The organism is Klebsiella sp. C239 (assembly GCF_048822715.1).
Classification (GTDB): domain Bacteria; phylum Pseudomonadota; class Gammaproteobacteria; order Enterobacterales; family Enterobacteriaceae; genus Klebsiella; species Klebsiella quasipneumoniae.
This window is the reverse complement of sequence record NZ_JBMEZK010000019.1, coordinates 1-18,857: the sequence shown is the minus strand read 5'-3', so window position 1 is coordinate 18,857 and position 18,857 is coordinate 1. Positions and strand designations below refer to the sequence as shown.

20 protein-coding genes and 1 tRNA gene are annotated in these 18,857 nt (G+C 50.4%); 13 read left to right on the top strand and 8 right to left on the bottom strand.

Translation table 11 applies throughout. The features are described 5' to 3' along the window. Positions 1-16 precede the first annotated feature (16 nt). The 4 genes from ACOI6Z_RS26145 to ACOI6Z_RS26130 form a co-directional block, all read right to left on the bottom strand. Positions 17-1,228: an ImmA/IrrE family metallo-endopeptidase gene (locus ACOI6Z_RS26145; RefSeq protein ID WP_117129330.1), complete on the bottom strand. Its 1,212-nt coding sequence runs from the start codon at positions 1,226-1,228 to the stop codon at positions 17-19. Next, entirely contained in the window at positions 1,228-1,488 is a 261-nt protein-coding gene (locus tag ACOI6Z_RS26140) for a type II toxin-antitoxin system HigB family toxin (RefSeq protein ID WP_117129331.1), read from the bottom strand. The genes ACOI6Z_RS26145 and ACOI6Z_RS26140 overlap by 1 nt, the downstream gene beginning before the upstream one ends. A gap of 230 nt (positions 1,489-1,718) precedes the next feature. Continuing rightward, positions 1,719-1,952 (bottom strand): hypothetical protein, encoded by a 234-nt coding sequence (locus tag ACOI6Z_RS26135; protein ID WP_117129332.1) that lies wholly within the window; start codon positions 1,950-1,952, stop codon positions 1,719-1,721. A 2-nt stretch (positions 1,953-1,954) separates the two neighbouring features. Then, positions 1,955-2,575 carry a tyrosine-type recombinase/integrase gene (locus ACOI6Z_RS26130; protein WP_117129333.1) on the bottom strand — a complete coding sequence of 207 codons (621 nt, stop codon included), beginning with the start codon at positions 2,573-2,575 and terminating at the stop codon, positions 1,955-1,957. A gap of 2,085 nt (positions 2,576-4,660) precedes the next feature. Between ACOI6Z_RS26130 and ACOI6Z_RS26125 the strand changes: the two genes are divergently transcribed. The 9 genes from ACOI6Z_RS26125 to ACOI6Z_RS26085 all read left to right on the top strand — a co-directional run bounded on the left by ACOI6Z_RS26125 (position 4,661) and on the right by ACOI6Z_RS26085 (position 9,706). Continuing rightward, positions 4,661-5,107, top strand: a complete 447-nt coding sequence (locus tag ACOI6Z_RS26125) for a hypothetical protein (protein ID WP_117129334.1) — start codon at positions 4,661-4,663, stop codon at positions 5,105-5,107. 153 nt (positions 5,108-5,260) lie between these two features. Continuing rightward, entirely contained in the window at positions 5,261-5,437 is a 177-nt protein-coding gene (locus ACOI6Z_RS26120; RefSeq protein WP_162121615.1) for a hypothetical protein, read from the top strand. Further along, complete coding sequence (locus ACOI6Z_RS26115; RefSeq protein WP_142763574.1) at positions 5,412-6,080, top strand: helix-turn-helix domain-containing protein; 669 nt, start codon at positions 5,412-5,414, stop codon at positions 6,078-6,080. Before ACOI6Z_RS26120 ends, ACOI6Z_RS26115 begins: the two co-directional genes overlap by 26 nt. Next, positions 6,073-6,486, top strand: a complete 414-nt coding sequence (locus ACOI6Z_RS26110) for a hypothetical protein (RefSeq protein WP_225498358.1) — start codon at positions 6,073-6,075, stop codon at positions 6,484-6,486. Before ACOI6Z_RS26115 ends, ACOI6Z_RS26110 begins: the two co-directional genes overlap by 8 nt. Before the next feature lie 160 nt (positions 6,487-6,646). After that, on the top strand, positions 6,647-7,012 hold the full coding sequence (locus ACOI6Z_RS26105; protein ID WP_032439227.1) for a hypothetical protein: 366 nt from the start codon (positions 6,647-6,649) through the stop codon (positions 7,010-7,012). Positions 7,013-7,605: 593 nt separating this feature from the next. Then, entirely contained in the window at positions 7,606-7,950 is a 345-nt protein-coding gene (locus tag ACOI6Z_RS26100) for a hypothetical protein (RefSeq protein ID WP_102017327.1), read from the top strand. Positions 7,951-7,974: 24 nt separating this feature from the next. After that, positions 7,975-9,012: a major capsid protein gene (locus ACOI6Z_RS26095; protein ID WP_117129335.1), complete on the top strand. Its 1,038-nt coding sequence runs from the start codon at positions 7,975-7,977 to the stop codon at positions 9,010-9,012. An 81-nt stretch (positions 9,013-9,093) separates the two neighbouring features. Next, a complete protein-coding gene (locus ACOI6Z_RS26090; RefSeq protein WP_117129336.1) occupies positions 9,094-9,303 on the top strand; it encodes a hypothetical protein in 210 nt (69 codons plus the stop codon). A gap of 172 nt (positions 9,304-9,475) precedes the next feature. Further along, a complete protein-coding gene (locus tag ACOI6Z_RS26085) occupies positions 9,476-9,706 on the top strand; it encodes a DUF2188 domain-containing protein (protein ID WP_047045481.1) in 231 nt (76 codons plus the stop codon). A 49-nt stretch (positions 9,707-9,755) separates the two neighbouring features. On the opposite strand, the gene ACOI6Z_RS26080 is transcribed toward ACOI6Z_RS26085, so the two are convergent. Further along, positions 9,756-11,021 (bottom strand): site-specific integrase, encoded by a 1,266-nt coding sequence (locus ACOI6Z_RS26080; RefSeq protein WP_117129337.1) that lies wholly within the window; start codon positions 11,019-11,021, stop codon positions 9,756-9,758. 60 nt (positions 11,022-11,081) lie between these two features. Here ACOI6Z_RS26080 and ACOI6Z_RS26075 point away from each other — a divergent pair. Next, a tRNA-Leu gene (locus tag ACOI6Z_RS26075) sits at positions 11,082-11,181 on the top strand. Positions 11,182-11,329: 148 nt separating this feature from the next. Here ACOI6Z_RS26075 and ACOI6Z_RS26070 read toward each other — a convergent pair. Next, positions 11,330-12,199 (bottom strand): phosphorothioated DNA-binding restriction endonuclease, encoded by an 870-nt coding sequence (locus tag ACOI6Z_RS26070; protein WP_065813410.1) that lies wholly within the window; start codon positions 12,197-12,199, stop codon positions 11,330-11,332. 179 nt (positions 12,200-12,378) lie between these two features. Between ACOI6Z_RS26070 and ACOI6Z_RS26065 the strand changes: the two genes are divergently transcribed. Beyond that, positions 12,379-13,017 (top strand): HNH endonuclease, encoded by a 639-nt coding sequence (locus tag ACOI6Z_RS26065; protein ID WP_048296547.1) that lies wholly within the window; start codon positions 12,379-12,381, stop codon positions 13,015-13,017. Positions 13,018-13,099: 82 nt separating this feature from the next. On the opposite strand, the gene ACOI6Z_RS26060 is transcribed toward ACOI6Z_RS26065, so the two are convergent. Together ACOI6Z_RS26060 and ACOI6Z_RS26055 are read right to left on the bottom strand one after the other, a co-directional pair. Continuing rightward, on the bottom strand, positions 13,100-14,779 hold the full coding sequence (locus tag ACOI6Z_RS26060; RefSeq protein ID WP_044525248.1) for a glycoside hydrolase family 43 protein: 1,680 nt from the start codon (positions 14,777-14,779) through the stop codon (positions 13,100-13,102). Positions 14,780-14,837: 58 nt separating this feature from the next. Further along, positions 14,838-16,277, bottom strand: a complete 1,440-nt coding sequence (locus tag ACOI6Z_RS26055; protein WP_181939590.1) for an MFS transporter — start codon at positions 16,275-16,277, stop codon at positions 14,838-14,840. A 426-nt stretch (positions 16,278-16,703) separates the two neighbouring features. On the opposite strand from ACOI6Z_RS26055, the gene xylA reads away from it, so the two are divergent. Both xylA and ACOI6Z_RS26045 read left to right on the top strand, forming a co-directional pair. Continuing rightward, on the top strand, positions 16,704-18,023 hold the full coding sequence (gene xylA, locus ACOI6Z_RS26050) for a xylose isomerase (protein ID WP_117129339.1): 1,320 nt from the start codon (positions 16,704-16,706) through the stop codon (positions 18,021-18,023). Positions 18,024-18,353: 330 nt separating this feature from the next. Continuing rightward, positions 18,354-18,857: carbohydrate porin (locus tag ACOI6Z_RS26045; RefSeq protein WP_319185052.1), on the top strand; the 504-nt coding region annotated here is incomplete at its 3' end.

Sequence of the window (18,857 nt, the reverse complement as noted above, 5' to 3'; positions counted from 1 at the left end):
AATAACTCTCCTGCGTTTAGTTATCGAAGGCCGGAACCAATATTGCTTTTACTTCACCTTGACCAATCAGATCATTGAAAATTCTATAATTTCCGCTTTCACGCCGTATCCGACCTGCAATAATCGCAGGTGTAATTTTTAGCTCTCTTGAGAGGCTATCAATTGCCTCTTTAGATGGGGATGAATAAGCTTGGCTTCGCTTCCATGTTGACCTGGGTATAAATGCCTCCCGGGCAAGCCGATTTGCTTCTGACTCCTGTCTATCATCTGTGTTGGAGTCGATGTCATCTAAGAAAATCTCATTAGAATCAATGTGTTTCCATATATGGGCGACTTCATGCAACAAAGTAAACCAAAAGTTATCTAAACGATCATATCGTAAGCTCAAGCCAATGATCGGCAACCCGTCAACGTCTTTTAGCGCTGCACCATCAATCCTTGTTCCCTTTAGACATGGCTCAATCACTATAGCGATGCCATGTTTTTCAAGGAACTCAATTGCTAATAAAGGGCCTTTTTCGAACCAACTTAATTGAGCAAGATCACGCATAAAGCTGGCTGATAAAACATCTGGATTAAAGATACCTAATGAATTCTTGCGCTTACGTGCTTGTTGCACCACTCTGCTGACCCATGCAAACAGCGCATATTTTGTTGCAGGTGAATAAGCATCACCAGAAAGCGTCCGTTTGAATGAAACGCTGCTACTTGCCTGCCAACCCACTTGATCAATAAAGCTCTTTATAATTTCTTCGGTATTTTTCTTCGTTCTATCAACTATATCTGGAAGCCAACCTCTGTTTATCATTTCCTTAACTGGAAATTTAGACCAGTCAATGTGATCGTCAGAAGAATGCTCATTATCTGCATTTATCCCAACTAACGTATCTGTGGAAATGCCCAGCCCAATAGAAAGCGCTTTGATCATCGACACCGTCAAAGGTCTTTTACGGGCAAGGATTTCTGAAACCCTGCTTCTTGTTCCCAGATAGGGTACAAGATCAACCTGCTTTAGACCTTTCTCATGCATTCTGAAAAGAATGGCATCGATAGGGTCAGGAGGTTCGATTGGATACTTGGAGTTCTCATATGCTTCAACAATAGTTATTAGCAACTCCAAGTCTTCATGCGCCTTGGAATGAATGGGGGGCATTTCCAGCATTAAAGAGTGAATCTTCTTTAAATACTCCTGATGCTGTTGCTCTGTTTTTATAACTTTGATATCCATTACATTACCTTTACTGAGGTAATAAGCACCAGTAACATGTTGAAATCAATGATGGTTTCAACAGCGATGTTGCTACCATCAACTTTGAATATGAAAGAGCGTCCATCAACACTGGAGGCGTTTGGAAACTGGTTCATAACATCATGGACTGATTTCCAAACCACTGAATCTAACTCTGCTGCCCAAGCATTGATCCAAACAATGCAGGCTGGTGTGGTTTTCTTTAACTCATCCAGATGATTTCTTCCGCACAATCTCATAGTTTGTTCCTAATATGGGAACATCATAATGTTCTCTGTTTGCTGTGTCAACTTGTTCCCAAAAATGGAACTCAAGAAATTTCAGTGGTTACATTTTACCCCGTTACAGTAATTATTTTCATGAATTCAATCAACAGAATAGCCATTTTAGCTTTTTTGGGATTGTAACGTCTCATGCTGATCAAACCTGCAAATCAGCCATCAATCGATTGATTTTTCTACATGCTTCGTCAACCTGAATCCGCTGTATCGAAAGTTTTCACGCTTGGGCAGTGTTTACTCCCCGTCACATAGCTGAATGAGTAAATGGAATTCTCGTAGCGACAAAGTGTTTTGCCGTTTGCTGTCTCCTCCTGTTCAGTGAGTTGCATCGTGATGCGTCCGGCGTGTGCTGGCTGGCTGGCCAGCAGGCCCAACACTGTTAAAACGGTTGCTGAAACTGCTTTTGCTATATGCTTTTTCATTGTTACCATTCCTCCCCGAGGGAAAATTCTTCCGATATCGTGTCCGCAGTCTCCTGCGTGAACCCGATGTAAAACAGTGTAGAAGCTGGGCTGGAGTGGCCCAGCAGGTTGCTGATCTGTTCCAGAGCTAGGCCACTTTCAAACAGGATGCGGCCCTTACTCTTGCGTGGTGTATGACTTCCCACATCCTGGAAACCTGCACGGCGTCCGCACTTGCCGTACTCCGTCAGCACTGCGTTGTGTGAAACTGGCTGGCCCTTCGACCTCAGATCGGACAGGCTGAATATGTATTCACCGAAGTTTGGGCGGTCTGCTGCCTCTTCCCGTCGAGCCTGCACGATAGAGCGCATAGCCGGAGTAATGGCTATCTTCAACGGCTTCGGCTTCACTGGCGTACCGTCTACCCCCTTGCGCGTCTTCTTCTGCTGAATGATGAGAAGATGCGTTTTGCCCTCCGCGAACTGATCCCAGGTCAGTTTAACCACGTCTGAGAAACGTAACGCGCTCTCGAACTGCATCGCCCAGAGGCAGCGAAAGAGGTTGGTTCTTTTGTTCTTCGCCAGCTCCGCGCTAACCGCCTTCACCTCATCGGCAGACTTGAGCGCAACCATTGCATTACCCATTACATTATCCTTGCCGCTGTGCGGCTTCCAATCTTTCAATAGATTTATTTTTGATCAAAAACAGTGCGTTATAAAGTGCTTTAATTTAGTGGTCGCACAAAATGATCAATTGATGAGAGCGGATTGTACGCCAGGTGAATGCAAGGCACGTATGCCCGCCCGCCGGGGAGACTGACCAACATGGGGTAGTGCCGTAGCTTGGCAGGTAGGGAAATATCCTTCATTCGCTATGTCTGATCGGTTAGGCGGGGCTGATAGCTCCCTGGGAAAACGGCAGGATCTTTTGCAAATATCTTATTGGCTGAGTCATCGAGTACCGCCCGAGTCCCGAGCATCAGCCCAACAAAGTGAATAAACCTTGCCTGATCCTGCATAAATGCTGCATAGAAAGAACGTCCGATGGCGCTTTCAGGATTGTCTACGTATTTTCAACAAGTTGGAGAGTGGAGAATAACATTCTTCGCTTTCAACGCTTCTTGCACCTTCCCTCAGCGTGGGCGTGATTGCTCACATCATGACGCCAGGCGCTGGCGATGTGTCTTGGTTCCCGGCCCAGGTCTTGACCTCATCCCCCCAATGTTAACTGCATCAGCTCTTCCAACCTTCGGTAATCCCTCCTATGCTTCACCAGAAGCCCATAGCGGCGTTACATCTACACAACTGTGAACTGACAGACCGCTAGCACAGCGACCCACACAGCGTTATGCAGGCGGCTCCAGAGGGTGTCTGTTTTGGTTTTTATGCATTTTTTTATTTTTTGTGAAAAGATGGTTCAGAAATAGGAGTGTGTTTAACCACATCCTGAGCGGCAGATATAACGCTTCCAGCATTGGAGCGGGTTCGTTGTGTACATCTCGATATAACGTTCACCACATCCCACAGGTGAGCCAGCGACATCACGACGCATTTACGGCGAAATACCAGCGATTAGAGCCGAATTTTCAGCGGTTTATTTACCTTTGGCGAGGCGCACATCCTGAAAGATGAACTGTTCAAGAAGCAACCAACCCCGGTCACTGGTGTCCGGACACCTCGGTCATGGATGACCTACGATATAATAAAGAACTAGATAATAAAGATAAAAAACCTAAACCATGATCTTTATAAAAAAGCTAACGGCAAGGCCGCTTGGCGGTGAACCTTCAGCACCAGAGGTGTTTGCCTTTGGCAAAGGGCATCGCCCCGTAAACCAGAGGTTCATCACTTCGTGACCGGATCGTGAGGTGTCTTCTACTGAAGGACACGTGTCTTCAGCCAGAGAGGAAGGGGTATGGTCACAGAGAACCTAGGGTGGGGTCTGTATGAACTGGTGGTGGGTTCACAGAGAACCTAGGGTGGGGTCTGTATGACCTGCGATGAGAACAAAACTTAATACCAAAAATAAAAACCAATAAGATCTTTAAAACCTTAAGGTCAAAGTCAGGGTGAACGGGTGTTCACTAGTTGGTGTTAAAGAGTGATGCTTCTGTATCGCTCTGCTCTGAATGGCTCTGCCACTTCAGATATCTGTTGGTAAGAAGCTCTCTTCGATGACGTGAACAGATCCGCCATCTCGTGACCTCCTAACCCTCGTTAGCCCATCGCTTACGCTCTGTGACTCGGGTAACCCGACAGGCTACGCCAGCATATGTGTGAAGACAAGCGCAAGCGCGTCAGTCAATGTGAACGGCTTCGATGAAGCCAGGAGCTTTAAACGCGACGTAACTCCCCTTGGAGGGGCGGCGCCCCCTCCTCAATCTCACAAGGTTATAACGGCCCTGTGATTCGGTGGCGATGCTATGATGCACAGCGGCCCTGTAACGCTCCCTGTCGCGTTCAGAGCGTCTCTCTCATGTTGCTGGTGACTTTGTACCGCTTCGCTTGAAGCGTTGAATCTGGAGCCTCTGAAGGCGTTTTATGATAAGGGAATTGACAAATGGAATCGCCCCGTGTAAGGTGGCTGGATATTGACATATAACACTGCCATAATTTCGCCTTTAAGATTATAAATGAGATTGACAATTATTCTCATTTGGTATAAAATATACATTATCGATTGAGGTGACTCAATGCAATGAACTGATTTTAACTACAGAAGGAGAACAAATGGGAAAACCTGCCAAATTTGATTATACACAGGATGCACAGTCTATCGCATGGGCCGTATTAAACGGCGTTACATCTCTTCAAAATCTCCACGCTTTTCGTAATCGCGTACCTGGCGGCGCAAGGCAGGCCGACAGGATTTATCCGGAGACCCGCGAAGCACTTCGATTAATCGGTGAGGAGCGTAAAAAGGCGCGTGATTGTAAAGCCCTCAAGGATCTTCTCCGTCCGTTTTCCCAGAAATACGCCGCAGGGGAAACACTGACAGAGATTTTAGTCCCCGTGCTGAAGGGCTATCGCCAGATGTATCTTGAAAAGCTGGGTCTCGACCTTACTCATGAGCAGATAATCATGCTGCTAATCGCTACGGATGGTGTGGAACAACTCGAAAAGTACGGTTATAGCGTAATCGGTGATTTTCCAACCGCTACAACTACCCGCCACTAATACCAATTCGGCGCGTCGCCGAACAGACCAGATAGCCGAAAAACCCGGCAAACCATACGAATAAATGCAGGCACAAGGCCCGCCAGAACCCTGATCGTTAATCCACGATTGCAGGGGCGTATTCCCATATCTGACAGACAGGAGACAGGATGCATGAACATTTCGTTCCCGGATGAGACCTACCGCACATTGCTGAAAGAGGCGAACCGTCGCGACATGCCAATGGCGAAATTATGCAGCGAATTGCTGCAAACGGCAGCAAAAATAATTGAAAAGAGCAAAACAGATAACCAGCGAGGATATAATGACGACCGAGAACGTAGAAACTAAAATTTACAAATCACTACCGCAGCCGAACGAAGACAAACCAATCACGGTTGATACATTTTCCCCCTGTCCGGTTCTGATTTCTCGAATCCGTAAATTTAATGGGGTGAAAATCGATCTCAATGTTATCGCAGTATACGGTTACCTTCTGGGGTGGAAGAAAACCACTGGGCGAGTAACGGTATCAATCCCCCGGATCAGTGATGATTGCGCGGGGATCTCAGAATCTACGGTGAAACGTGCTCGTAAGGCACTTAAAAAAATGGGATGGATAGATTGGAAAACAATCCCTGACGAGGGCAAAAGCAACACTTCTCACTGTATCTATACCGTCAAAGATCCCGAGGACATACTAGCTGAACTCAACGCTGGATTGTCACAGCAGGGTGATGCAGTAGTTACCATCGCAAAAAAACAGAAAGTTACAACCGAAGAGTGCAGTAAAGATGAACAAAAACGTGATGGCGTGGAATCTGCCGCGCCTGCTGCTGGAAAACCAGACGGCGTACCTGTTATGGATATTCCTGTCGATGCTGATGTACCTGCCAATGATGATGCGGTGATCAGCGACTTTAATAATCCTTACCTGGATGCTGTAGTAAAAGATTGGCAGAAACAAAAACATAGTGGAGGAATAATTGTGTGAACTCGCCAACAGCCGCCAGGCTGACCAAGAAGAAGATCTCCCCGATCTAACTCGACTTTTCAAAAATCGCGCACGAGATACCGACGTAATCAAAAAATGCAAAACCATGCTCATCGCCGGGTATAGCCCCCAGAAAACAGCACTTTTGCTGCGCCTGCCGATAGAGAAAGTTATTGATTTATATGATAATTACTACAATCCGAAATGCAGGCGATTTGCCAACCGCAATTCCTACCAGGATTCAAAACTAGCACTGACTATGTTTCAACAGGGCGAGTCCCTCGCAGATATCTGTGCTGCGCTGGGTGGCCTACACCTGTACACGGTGGTGATGTCCCTCCGGCAAAATGGCCTTGCTGAATCCGCTATTGAGCAGCGATTACCCCCTGAAGGCGATCCAGATTAATCCGGTCCAACGAGTCAACGTGGCGCAGGCAACTACTGCCCGATAGCACGGCTTGATAGCACAGTTTTGAACCTATTCGAAATTTTACCCTACCTGCCCGTTGCATGGCTGGCGTATCGCTGCGCCCGTGACGGGCTGGCCCTGTACAGGAACCATAAGAATGAAAACAACATTGCAAAAAGTCAGAGACGGCATTGCCGCCGCGCTTCTGGGGAAAACTCCAGAGCAACTGGAGGAAGAACAGCGGCAGGACGCTGTAAAAAGCGCCGTTGATGACTATCTGATCCGCCATCCAGACTGGAAACCAACAACAGCGCCCGCCGTTGCGCCAGTGACCAGCAAAAAACAAAAAGCCAAACGTATCATGAAGACGCTGGGCGCTGGGGCAGGTGTCTTTACTCCTCATGTTGTGGATGAAGCGGCATTAGCCCGTGCTCGCGCCAAATGCCGGGAGATTGTTGCCGCCGATCCGGCTGCGTACTCATACATTATTGAATCGGCACCGATTAAAGGGGTGAATGATTGAAGGCAGAATTGCCGTTACTGAATGAGTTACCGACTGATTTTACGTGAAATTTGTTGAGAATGGTTACCATTCGTGGTAAAATAATAACATAATGTGATTAATTGATTCAAAAGAGTCTACTGCGTACTACTGCCAATTGTTACGTGTCACCTCTCAGGCAGCTGGTCTCCGAAACGCTTTGCACGAGCCTCTTTGCACCAGCCAGCCGCTTATTCATTCAGCCGGACAACAAACCCCGACTGAAACAAAATAATACTGCCGTGGTATCACCTCGACGGGATTAGCCAAAGCCCTGCCTCCTCGCAGGCCGTCATCGCCAGACGAAAACTGGCACGAGCGCGGCGCGTTTGGGGTTTCTCCCCCCATCAATGGGCGTGCTGCCGCTCACCCTTTCCAGATCAGAAAAACAAAAGATGCACATTCTCCTTGTCCTCCGGGGCGGTTGATACCGCCTTACTTTTTTCTGACCCAGCAAAGAGATGCCGTCCCATTAGACGGCATTTTTTCACCTGCACACCGTCAATAATGACGATATGACCCAAAAGCCAATGGCCCACGGGCAAACAACCTTAATAATTTATGGAGTGACCTCTATGAAAATGGGCGAATCCCAACGCACCTTTAACGATGTCGTGACCTACCAGGCCGACGCTAATTTTGCAGTGAAAACAATCAATATCCCAATCCTGGCCATCGAAGTGCAGCCCGGTTCAGTCATTAAGGCCGACGGCACCGCATTTACCCCTGGCAACGACGCATTACTGGTTCTAAGCCATCATCACGCAGGTACAGATGCAAACATCATCGTTGCTGATCGTGGCGTCTATATTCGCCCGGAAACCGTCATCGCTGTTATGGGGGAGACTGTAGGTGCTGCTGCAATTGCTGCTCTGACTACATCCGGCAACATCCGCGTAGCTCAGGCTGACGCTCAATAATTTTACCGATAAGGACATCACAACATGGCTCTTACAAAAGATTTTTCATACGTTGATTACAGTTCGACCTTTGCTAACGTTCCGGCTCGAAATCGTATCTTAACCAACCTGAACATTTTCCAGCGTGACGTTACTGACCAGTTTAAAACCAGTCTGGACATCCTGAACGCTCAGGCTGACACCATCGCACCGGCTGCAAATCGCTTTTCCAGTGAATGGGGAAGCACACCGAAGCCAAAAGCATCTAACCATCTGATAGAATTGCCGTTATTCCCCACCCAGGATGTCATTACCTCGGCAGACGTTCAACCATACCGTAAAATCGGCTCTTCGCTACAGGCCAGCGTTCTGGATGCAGTCACTGCGAAAAGTCTAGCCCACCATGAACGCTTCGCTGCGACTCGTGAACGCATGTTCGCTGAAAGCCTGTTCCGTCACCGTGTCACCGATATGGAATACACCGCTGATGGCCCGATCCTGGATTGGTCAGAGGAATTTGGTTACGACCAGAGTACCGGAACCATCTACACGGGGGTTGCTGCTGATCCGTTAGAATCCCTATCCGATGAAGTTAGCGCCATGAAGCGCCGAATGGGGGGCCTTGCTTCTTTGCTGAAAGGCATTTACCTGTTCGCGGGTTCCAACTTGTTCAAGAAGCTGCGTTTTAACCCATCGGTTCGCCAGCTTGTGCAGTATGGTGTGCTTGATCCTGATGGTCTGGTATTCAATAAAGAGATCAACCCGGCTTTCAGCTATTACGTCCTGGATAACGTGACTGTAGTCGAGATGTCCGATACCGATTTCTACGGTATCGGCGCAGACCAAGGCTTTATGGTTCCGGTCTTCGATAAGCCATTGAGCGCTGATCAGGCATCACCATTTACTAATCTGGTCGGCCCAACAAGCCGTAACCTGGAATTGGCATTTGCTGACGTAGTGGACTTCCGGATCTATAGCAGCACCGATGCGTATAAGAACATTACGCTTTCCAGTGAGTTCAGCCTGTTGCCGATTTGCTACCGTCCGGATCTGGTGACCGCCGTTACCAATGATGCTTCGTAATCAGGCAAGGCAATAGCCTAACGATTTTGGGGGCCAACAATGGTCCCTCCGTGGCGATGCAAAGGAAAGGAGATACACGAAATGAAATTACAACTTGTAGGTAAAGGCAATCTGCCGCTACTGACGTTTATTCTGGATGGCTGTTCTGATGACAACATTCTTAACCTGGCGAGTCTTGCACGAAAGCTTGAGTGTAGTCGTTCCAGCTTGCTTGACCGCATCCACATGTATGGATTCGATAGCGCAGTGAGACACTACCTCAACGAGAAACGAAAGAAGACGATTAACTAACCGGACGGGAAACCTTCCGGTTTTTTATTGAACCAAATACTACATATGGTTTATTATTAAAAATAAAACGCAATATATGTACTGTATGTATTGACAGCTCATTCATGATGAGACATGATGGAATGGTCAAAAAGTAGTCTTTCTGCAATGCATCTGTACTGGAGGCTCGTTTATGAGCGGTAAAGATTATAACGTGTACAAGGGAAGTGATGGTGTCTGGCGCGGTAAGAGGCAGGATGCAACGCGGGCCAGTGTCACTGGCACAACCCAAAGAGAAGTTTTTGAACAAGTGCGAGAGTTAGCTATAAAGAATGGTTCAGAAGTTTCTATTCATCGGGGTGATAACAATCAAATCCGCGACAAGAATAGTTATGGTAATGACCCGAGAAAAACCAAAGGTTAATCTACTTCCCGCACTTAAAACCGCCGGCATAGGCGGTTTTTTTACGCCTTCATCCGACAATATCGTAATTGATCAACTCAACATATCTTGATAGCTCAACTGGTGATGCTGCATTTTTTGAGTACGTCTTGAACGTCTCTGTTTTTCCGCGCTCATGGCCCAAAAGAAGGGCTATACGGTCTTCGGGGACTGGATTTTTCCCATCAACCCCACCGCGATCAAGCTGCTGGGCCACCTCATGGCGTAGTGAGTGAAATACCTTCCTTTCTGATTCAACAACTCCCAGAGCCTTACGCTTTGCTCTTGTAAACCGGTTTACATGCCACGTTGAGCGTTTTCCATCTGCACGGTCAGTGATTGACGCCCGATAGAAAAGAAAGCCATTGTGGGGCTTCTGGAGAAGGGCTTCAACCAGATCGATAATAAGGTTGTGAACCGGAATAATACGCGCTGCTGATTTGGTTTTGCCTTCTGTGACCTCGAAGCAAAGGATGCCCTCAATCCTACGGATATTTTCTACACGCAAGGAGCAAATCTCATTCAGCCTCATGCCGCTATACATCCCTATCCGCGTCACCGCCTGCATTTCTGTGTCACCATCTAGCGCGGCAAAGACTTTCGCCAACTCTGCATGAGTAAAAACCTCATAGCTTACTTTGCTGCTTTTCGCCTCCAACCCATGACCACGCCAGGGGTTATCCTGTGGTGCGTCGTGATATCGGTTACGGGCTAAATCCCAGATTTGAGCCAGAGCGCTGATATAGTTTTGAATAGTCTGGGGAGCTTTCTCGCTTTTCAGTTTATCCAACCAGCCAGTAACGGTTGTTCGGTTAATGTCACGAAGCTGCACATCGCGTTTTTTCAGATGTGCTAAGAGTACCTCGACGGCCTTGTTTGTCTTCGATAGCGTGGTAAGTTTGCGCTTTTCGCTGAACTGGAGAATGTACTGATCCCTCATTACCAGAAGAGAAGGGCAAGCCTGCACTTGAGCGGGGGAGTTCAATTGTGCGGGTGGAGTGTCCTTTGCCTGTTTACTGATACCTCGAAGTTCATCAAGGATCTGCTCAACCCGTGAACCTGAACGAACTGGTTTAAGCTGATTGCGCAACTTGTACCATTCCAATGCTACGGCATCCCGGAATAGACGAGCCTGGCGAATGTCACGAGTCCCCGTTGACTTCATGAAGTACATTTTGCCCCCGAAGTATGCAGACATGTACGCAGGTACGGTTATTCGCACCATGTACACACCACACGGATCGAGAATCAGATAACGATCGCGTTTATCCTTCGGTTTTACCCTCTTGTGATCCATGTAAACCCCTGTTATTTTGCGGGGGCAATCTGTTGGCGAAATCGGGCCGTAGTTCCGTAGGGACGCTGCAAGTTAGTGATTATAATCAATGGCTTGCGAGACGCAGTTGATTCAAAATCAACCGTAGAAATACGTGCCGGTTCGAGTCCGGCCTTCTCCATTCCCAAGCATCAATATCAAAACAACCAATAAATAAATCCTTTAATCTAACAACGACAATTCATTGATAAACCACATAGTTTTCCCCGAAACACATTCACAATCCCTAAGCCCTACGCTCCACATTAAACCCCACACACCATCCCCCCTCACCCCCTGAACACCTCCCGCCGGTGCCACGCCACAAACCCCTCCTGCGGATAGCATTCTTTCCCCAGCGGCAAGGTAATCGGCTTACCATTAAAATCCCAAAACAGCCTGCCAACGATGCCTCCGCCGTTCACCGCCGGCGAAACCTGGATGCGCATATCCTCATCCAGACCAATGGATCCTTTATCAAAAGCCTTATGGTGAATCGCGCAGAGCGCCAGGCCGTTAGGGATTTCGCAGGGGCCGCCGTGCTGCTTCCACTTGATATGAGCCGCTTCCAGGGCGACGGAGGTATTATCATGGCGCATATTGAAGCCGCAGATAGCGCACTCATAGTTATAGGCGCGCAGCACCTGCTGGCGAAAATGTGGGTCGCGCTCTTTACGGATCTGCTGCAGATCAAACCCCATCTCTTCAGCCAGTTCTTCCTGAATACTCTCCGGGAAATGCGCTTCGAGGATCTGATGGGCGAGGGTATTGATCAGCTTCTTATTTCTGTTGAGTAGCGCAAAATGCGGCTCATCGAAGCCGCCGGCGACGTGACAGAGCTCCAGCTCTTTGCCGGGCGGCTGTCGGCTGCCCTGGGTTGAGCACTGTTCGCTGTTGTGCAACTCCCAGAAGCCGTCGCCTTTCAGGCGCCAGAAGGGCATGTCCGGCCGGTACTGGCGGCGCTGCGGGCCAAAGCGTTCCAGCAGGCTATGCAGCTCATCGCGTATCTCCGAGGCGTAGTCGAACATCCGCGCATGGCCGCGCTGGTACTGTGAGAGGACGTACAGCAGCAGTAGTGGCTTATGCGGCGCACGCTGTTCGCCTTTGCGCCAGATGGTGATGTTCTCGATCGCGTGTTGCAGGGTCGTGCTGGAGGGCATAGCGTTACATTGGCAGCTAAATAAATGCGATGATGCTCGCAAAATCCTTGCCGATCAACCTACCAGATGCGGCGATTCTACGTGGATCGCGATTTAATTATCACTGCCAGTTATTTGTTCGAAAAGCCCATAGCTTTCTATTTATACTCAAGCTTCGCGCCATCAGATAGCTATGTCTTATGAAAAAACTACCGGACCATTTATCCAGGGAATGCATCATCGCCGCCATTCGCGCTTACGATGCAGGCGTTGCGCATCAGTTTAAAAGCGCGCGTCTGTATGAGATCGAGTTTGAGGGGCGTCGGTATCCTTCAAAAGCCATCGTCGGGTTAGCGGCCACGCTTGCGACGGGGACGGAATTTACCCCGGCGGATTTCAGCGGGGGGATTAAATCAAAATGCGTGCGTCTGTTACTGGAGCAAGGATTTACGATCGCGTCGCAGGGCGCTGGCGATGACGAGGTTGCGCTTTTCCCCGATGAGGGGCAGACGACCATGGAGTACGTGGAAGGGGCGGCGTTGCAGGTGGTGGTCAATCGCTATGAGCGCGACCGTCAGGCTCGTCAGGCGGCGCTTCGCCTACACGGCTGCCGGTGTCAGGTATGCGGTCTGGATATGGCCAGCCGCTATGGCGAAATCGGCCAGGGTTTTATCCATATCCACCATCTCATTCCGCTGGCCGGGATAAAGCAGGACTACCGTCTGAACCCTGAAACCGATCTGATCCCGGTATGTCCCAATTGCCATGCAATGCTGCACCGGCGAGATCCGCCGTTTACTCCCGAAGAGCTGAAGGCCCGGCTGCGCCCCGCAGACTGACATCCGACAGCGCTCGCTTTAATTACATCAAACACACCACAAACCCCACGCTACCTTACCGGTAGCGTGGGCCAGCTTTCTCTTACTTATCCCGCGTCTCGCCAGCCTCCCAGCTGTAGCTCCCATCGGCCGCTAAGCTATCGCCCAGCTCCTGATACTCGAACTGATAAAACTCAGCCTGGGTACCGTACCCGGCGTAGTCTACCGCCGCCAGGCCGACGAACGCCCCGGTAAAGAACCCGCCGTAGCTCTGCAACACATAGTCATCGGACAGCACCGCGGCATCCAGCTGGACCGGGATCTCGGTGAACGTCACGCCATCGAAGCTGTATTCATAGCTGTAGGTCTGCTTGCGGACTTTGGTCCGGAACCAGACGTATTCGACGCCGTCCGGCACCTTGATGGCGTTATCTTTCAGGTACGACGTGTATTTCCCGCGGTTATTTTCGCCGACTTCGATGACCTTGCCGTTAATTTCATTCCAGGTCAGGAAGACGAAGCTCCAGTGGCGGTCGTTATAGTAATTCGTTAACCCGGCCATCTGCTGATAGCTGAAGGGCTCGAATTTCACCTTCACTGCAGCATCAAAATAGAAGGCCTGCCAGCGGCGGGCAATCAGCGACAGGTCATGGGTATTGGCTAACGAACCCTGGCCGATTAAGGTTAACTTGCCGTTGCCGGTGGTGCCCATTTTGGCCGTAAACGGCACCCGCAGTGTATTCCAGTTCGGATCGAGCGCTGGCGACGTAAAGTCATCCTGCTGGCTATTATCGCTGGCGCTTTCGGTGAAGATGGCGTCTTTCGGCCCTTCGACGAAGGTTTTCCCGCCGTGACCGCCTTCAATACGCGGCCACCCCTCGTCATCCCAGTACACTTTCTGGATCGCGGTTTCCCGGCCGAGGGTTGACCAGCCGCGCGGGTCGTAGATGGATTCCCCCGGGCGATTCCACGGCCGGGCGCAGAGCGAGGCGTAATACCATTCGCCTTCCGGGGTGGAGACCAGCGCGCCATGGCCCTGTTTCTGGATGTAGCTGTCCGGGGTGTCGACGTTGGTTAAGAACACGTCGCCCGGCTCGGTTTCGAAGCTGTCGGCCTCGAGGGTTTTCGACCGCGCCACCACCTCCTGGTGGGTAAACACGGTGCCGCCCTGGGCGGCAAACAGATAGTAGTAGCCGTTCAGTTTATAGAGGTGCGGCCCCTCGACCAGCGCCACGGCGGTGCCGCGGTAGATGGTGCGCGCGGTTTCCGGCATTAACTTCAGCGTGTTGGTATCCAGCTCCGTTAAGGTAATGCCATCGAAGGGGTGATGGTACTCCCGGTGATCCCAGGTTTGCTGGACGATATATTTCCGGCCATCGTCGTCATGGAACAGCGAGGCGTCAAACCCGACGCCGTTCAGCTTGATCGGGTCGCTCCACGGGCCCCGAATATCCTTCGCGGTGGTCAGGTAGTTGGTCATGTCTTTGAAGGCGCCTTCGGTGACCTTCACATCGGTATACACCAACCAGAATTGCCCGTCGGCCCAGGAGAGCGCCGGCGCCCAAATGCCGCCGGAGGAGGGGTTGCCCTTCATGTCCAGCAGGGTGGTGGTGGAGAGCGGCGAAGGCAGCAGGTTCCAGTTTTTCAGGTCTTTCGACTCATGTAAACGCACGCCCGGGAACCACTCAAACGTCGAGTTGGCAATATAGTACGTATCCTCGACGCGAATAATACTGGGGTCGGCATTAAAGCCGCGTAATATCGGGTTTTGAATAAGTGACATTTCATTACACCTTTTAAAATGGAAAGTGACGAATCGGTCTGATTTATAATTTTTTTAACTACACGCGGATCTCATCCAGCTGACGGTTGATGTCGGTAACATGTTTATCGGAGATCGGATAAACCTGGATAATCACCATCGAAATAGCGGCCAGCGCGATCGGGATCCACACCGCGGTCATAATAATCCCGTCGATGGCGCTGGCGCTCTGCACGGCGCCGCTTTCATTAAAGCCATACACCGCCAGCAGCCACAGCGGGATCGCGCCGCCGATGGTGAAGCCGATCTTGAAGAAGAGTCCCATAATGGCATTGATAATGGCGGCATTGCGTTTGCCAGATTTTAATTCGCCGTACGCGATGACTTCCGGTACCAGCGCCCACATAAAGCCGGTGGCGGAAGTTAAGCCCCACTGTTTAATAAAGGTGGCGATGTAGGCCAGCCACAGCGCGTCGTGCATCCCTTCGCGGGACCAGACGTAGGTCAGCAGTTCGCCGACGATGAACATGGCGAGGAACAGATGGAAGAAGCCTTTTTTACCAAAGATTTTTTTCAGTTTCGGCCAAAAAATCGGGAAGGCGATGCCGGGAATAGACGCGACGAGACCCACCGCGCCCATCCATTCGGAGTGGCCGACGACGTACTGGTTGAAGAAGCCGTTAACGGTGTTCATGAAGAACATGAAGGTAAAGGCCAGCATAAAGAACATGCCCAGAATAACCAGCGGGCGGTTATGTCGGAGCTCGTGGAAAAGGTCGGTGGTTTTGACGTTGGCGGTCTGCTCGGCGGTCGCGACAACGCGTTCTTTGGTGAATTTATAACAGATAAACAGAGCCACCGCGCCGATGATCATATAGATGGTGTACACGCCAAACCAGGCGTAATTTGCCGACGGATCGGCATAATTCCCCAGATTCAGCTCAAGGCCAAAAAAGCCGGTGTCTTTCAGGCTGCGATCTTTCGGCGCCGCCATCTGCACAAACATCGGGAACAGGGTATAGACCAGCAGGTTGGCGCTGTTGGCCAGCATCATGCGGGTACTGGTGAGCTTATCGATCGATTCCGGGTCGCGGGTCAGCGACGCATTCAGCGAGCCATAGGGAATATTGACTAAGGAATAAACCAGGTCCAGCGCCAGATAAATAATAAAGGCGAAAGCCACCGAACCTTTCACTCCGGGGATGGGCGCGAACAGTAATGCCGAGAGGATCACCAGCGGCACGCCGGCTCGTAACAGCCACGGACGATATTTCCCTGCTTTCGAGGTTCGTTTATCCACGTAGGTGCCGACCATCGGATCCCAAAACACGTTAATTATGCGGACAAAAAGAAAAATAAAGCCTGCCGTTGCCGTGCTGATGGTATTTACCGTCAGCATATGCAAAGCCAGAAAACCCCCAATTGTGCCGAAAACCAGGTTTTGCGCAAAGTCGCCCATGCCATAACCAATTCGTTCTCCGCGGGTTAATTTATGATATTCATCATGCCGACTGTGCATTATGTTTTTACTCATTCTAAGCAGACTCCGGTTTGTTTTGTGTAGGTGAAACACTTTCTGACACAGTTGACATGGAAGAATCTATTACGTTTTTAAATTACGTAATTATGTTTTTTTACTTCTGTGATCCTCGAAGCAAAGGCCTGTATCACCTGCGTTGAGTCGCCATCCGCCGCTAATTTTTTGGCAGACAGGCAATGTGACAAAACCGGCATTTTAATTCGCTATGCCCACCTGAATTCCCCAGGAAGTGTACGCTATACGCGCGCGAAGCGAGATATTTAAAATGGTTTTATTTGCGAGATGGCTCACATTTGAGCATTTTCTCAATCGCCGAGTGAAATAACGTAATTGAGCAACCGACGATGAGAATACACGATGTGTCACAGTTGTTAATTTTCGGCTTCCTCAATTTCGGAGTTCATCATGCAAACTTATTTTGACCAGCTCGAACGCGTTCTTTTTGCCGGACCTAAAACCGATAATCCTCTGGCGTTTCGCCACTATAATCCGGATGAAATCGTGCTGGGAAAACGCATGGCAGATCATCTGCGTTTTGCCGCCTGTTATTGGCATAACTTCTGCTGGAATGGCGCGGATATGTTTGGCGCCGGCTCGTTTGAGCGTCCCTGGCAGGCCGCGGGCGATGCGCTGGAAATGGCCAAACGCAAAGCGGACGTGGCGTTTGAGTTTTTCTACAAGCTCAACGTGCCGTATTACTGCTTCCACGATGTCGACGTCTCGCCAGAAGGCGCGTCGCTGAAAGAATATTTGCATAATTTTGCCGTGATGACCGAGGTGCTGGCGGAGAAACAGCAGCAAACCGGCGTGAAACTGCTGTGGGGCACCGCCAACTGCTTTACCCACCCGCGCTACGGCGCCGGGGCGGCGACCAACCCCGATCCGGAGGTGTTTGCCTGGGCGGCCACGCAGGTGGTGACCGCCATGAACGCCACCCACCAGCTCGGCGGCGAAAACTATGTTCTGTGGGGCGGTCGCGAAGGTTACGAGTCCCTGCTGAATACCGACCTGCGTCAGGAGCGCGAGCAGATTGGCCGTTTCCTGCAGATGGTCGTGGAGCACAAGCATAAGATTGGCTTTGGCGGCACGCTGCTTATCGAGCCGAAACCGCAGGAGCCCACCAAGCATCAGTACGATTACGATGTCGCGACGGTGTATGGCTTCCTGAGGCAGTTTGGTCTGGAAAATGAGATCAAGGTGAACATTGAAGCCAACCACGCCACCCTGGCGGGGCACTCTTTCCACCATGAAATCGCCAGCGCCATCGCGCTGGGGATCTTCGGCTCCGTTGATGCCAACCGCGGCGATGCGCAGCTCGGCTGGGATACCGATCAGTTCCCGAACAGCGTGGAAGAAAATACCCTGGTGATGTACGAGATCCTCAAAGCCGGGGGATTCACTACCGGCGGCCTGAACTTTGACGCCAAAGTTCGCCGGCAGAGCACCGACAAATACGACATGTTCTATGGCCATATTGGCGCCATGGACGTGATGGCGCTGTCTCTCAAGCTGGCCGCGCGGATGATTGAGGATGGCAAGCTCGATCGGGCTCTGGCAAAACGCTATGCCGGCTGGCAGGGCGAACTGGGGCAGCAAATTATGGCCGGCCGTATGTCGCTGGATAATATTGCCCGGTACGCTGAGCAGCATAATCTGAATCCGCAGCATCACAGCGGGCGTCAGGAATTACTCGAAAATCTCGTCAATACTTATATCTTTGGTTAATTTTTGCTGACATGCCCCTGCGGGGGCATGTATTCCGCCGTCTGCCCGCTGCCGGGAAATAGCGTTTATTTGTTCGTGTTGTATTTATGCTGTCTGTGCCGAAAGGCTATCTGTTTGACTGTCTATAGAGGAACAATCCGCCGCGCGGATGGTTCTGCCATTGTGCCACCTGTTTAATATCAGTGAGGGAGGGCGAGTAGCGATAATTGTGTAATGCCTCTGTGACCGTACAAAATAAAAAATAACTTGTTCTGATGATAGCGACATATTCTGTCAGCTCAGAATAGGCTGGTTATTGTCTGAATAAAATTAACCTATATTGAGAAACTCATGACAATGATAAAAAAACTTCCATTAACCATGGCGGTTATCGCCGCGTTTTTTCCGCTTACCTCTGTAATGGCGCAAGAATTTACTCAGGAACAGATCGACGCCATTGTCGCCAAAGCCGTTGATAAAGCACTGGCCGACCGCCAGGCGAAAATTGACGCCGCGGCCGACAAAAAGGTCGACGTCATTACCAACCCGCAGACCACCGCCGCCTCGCCGGATATGGCGATTCCGTTCGGCCTTAAGTTCAGCGGCTATGCCCGCTATGGCGCCCATTTCCAGACCGGCGACCAGAAATATGTCGGCGTCGACGGCTCCTATAACGGCGCCTCGGCGATCGGCCGTCTGGGCAACGAAAGCAACGGCGGCGAATTCCAGATCAGCAAAGCCTTCAAAAGCGCGCAGGGGGCTATCTGGGATCTCAACGTCATGTTCGACCACTGGAGCGACGAGGTTAACCTGAAGAAGGCCTACGTCGGCGTCACCAACGTGCTGGAATCCAAT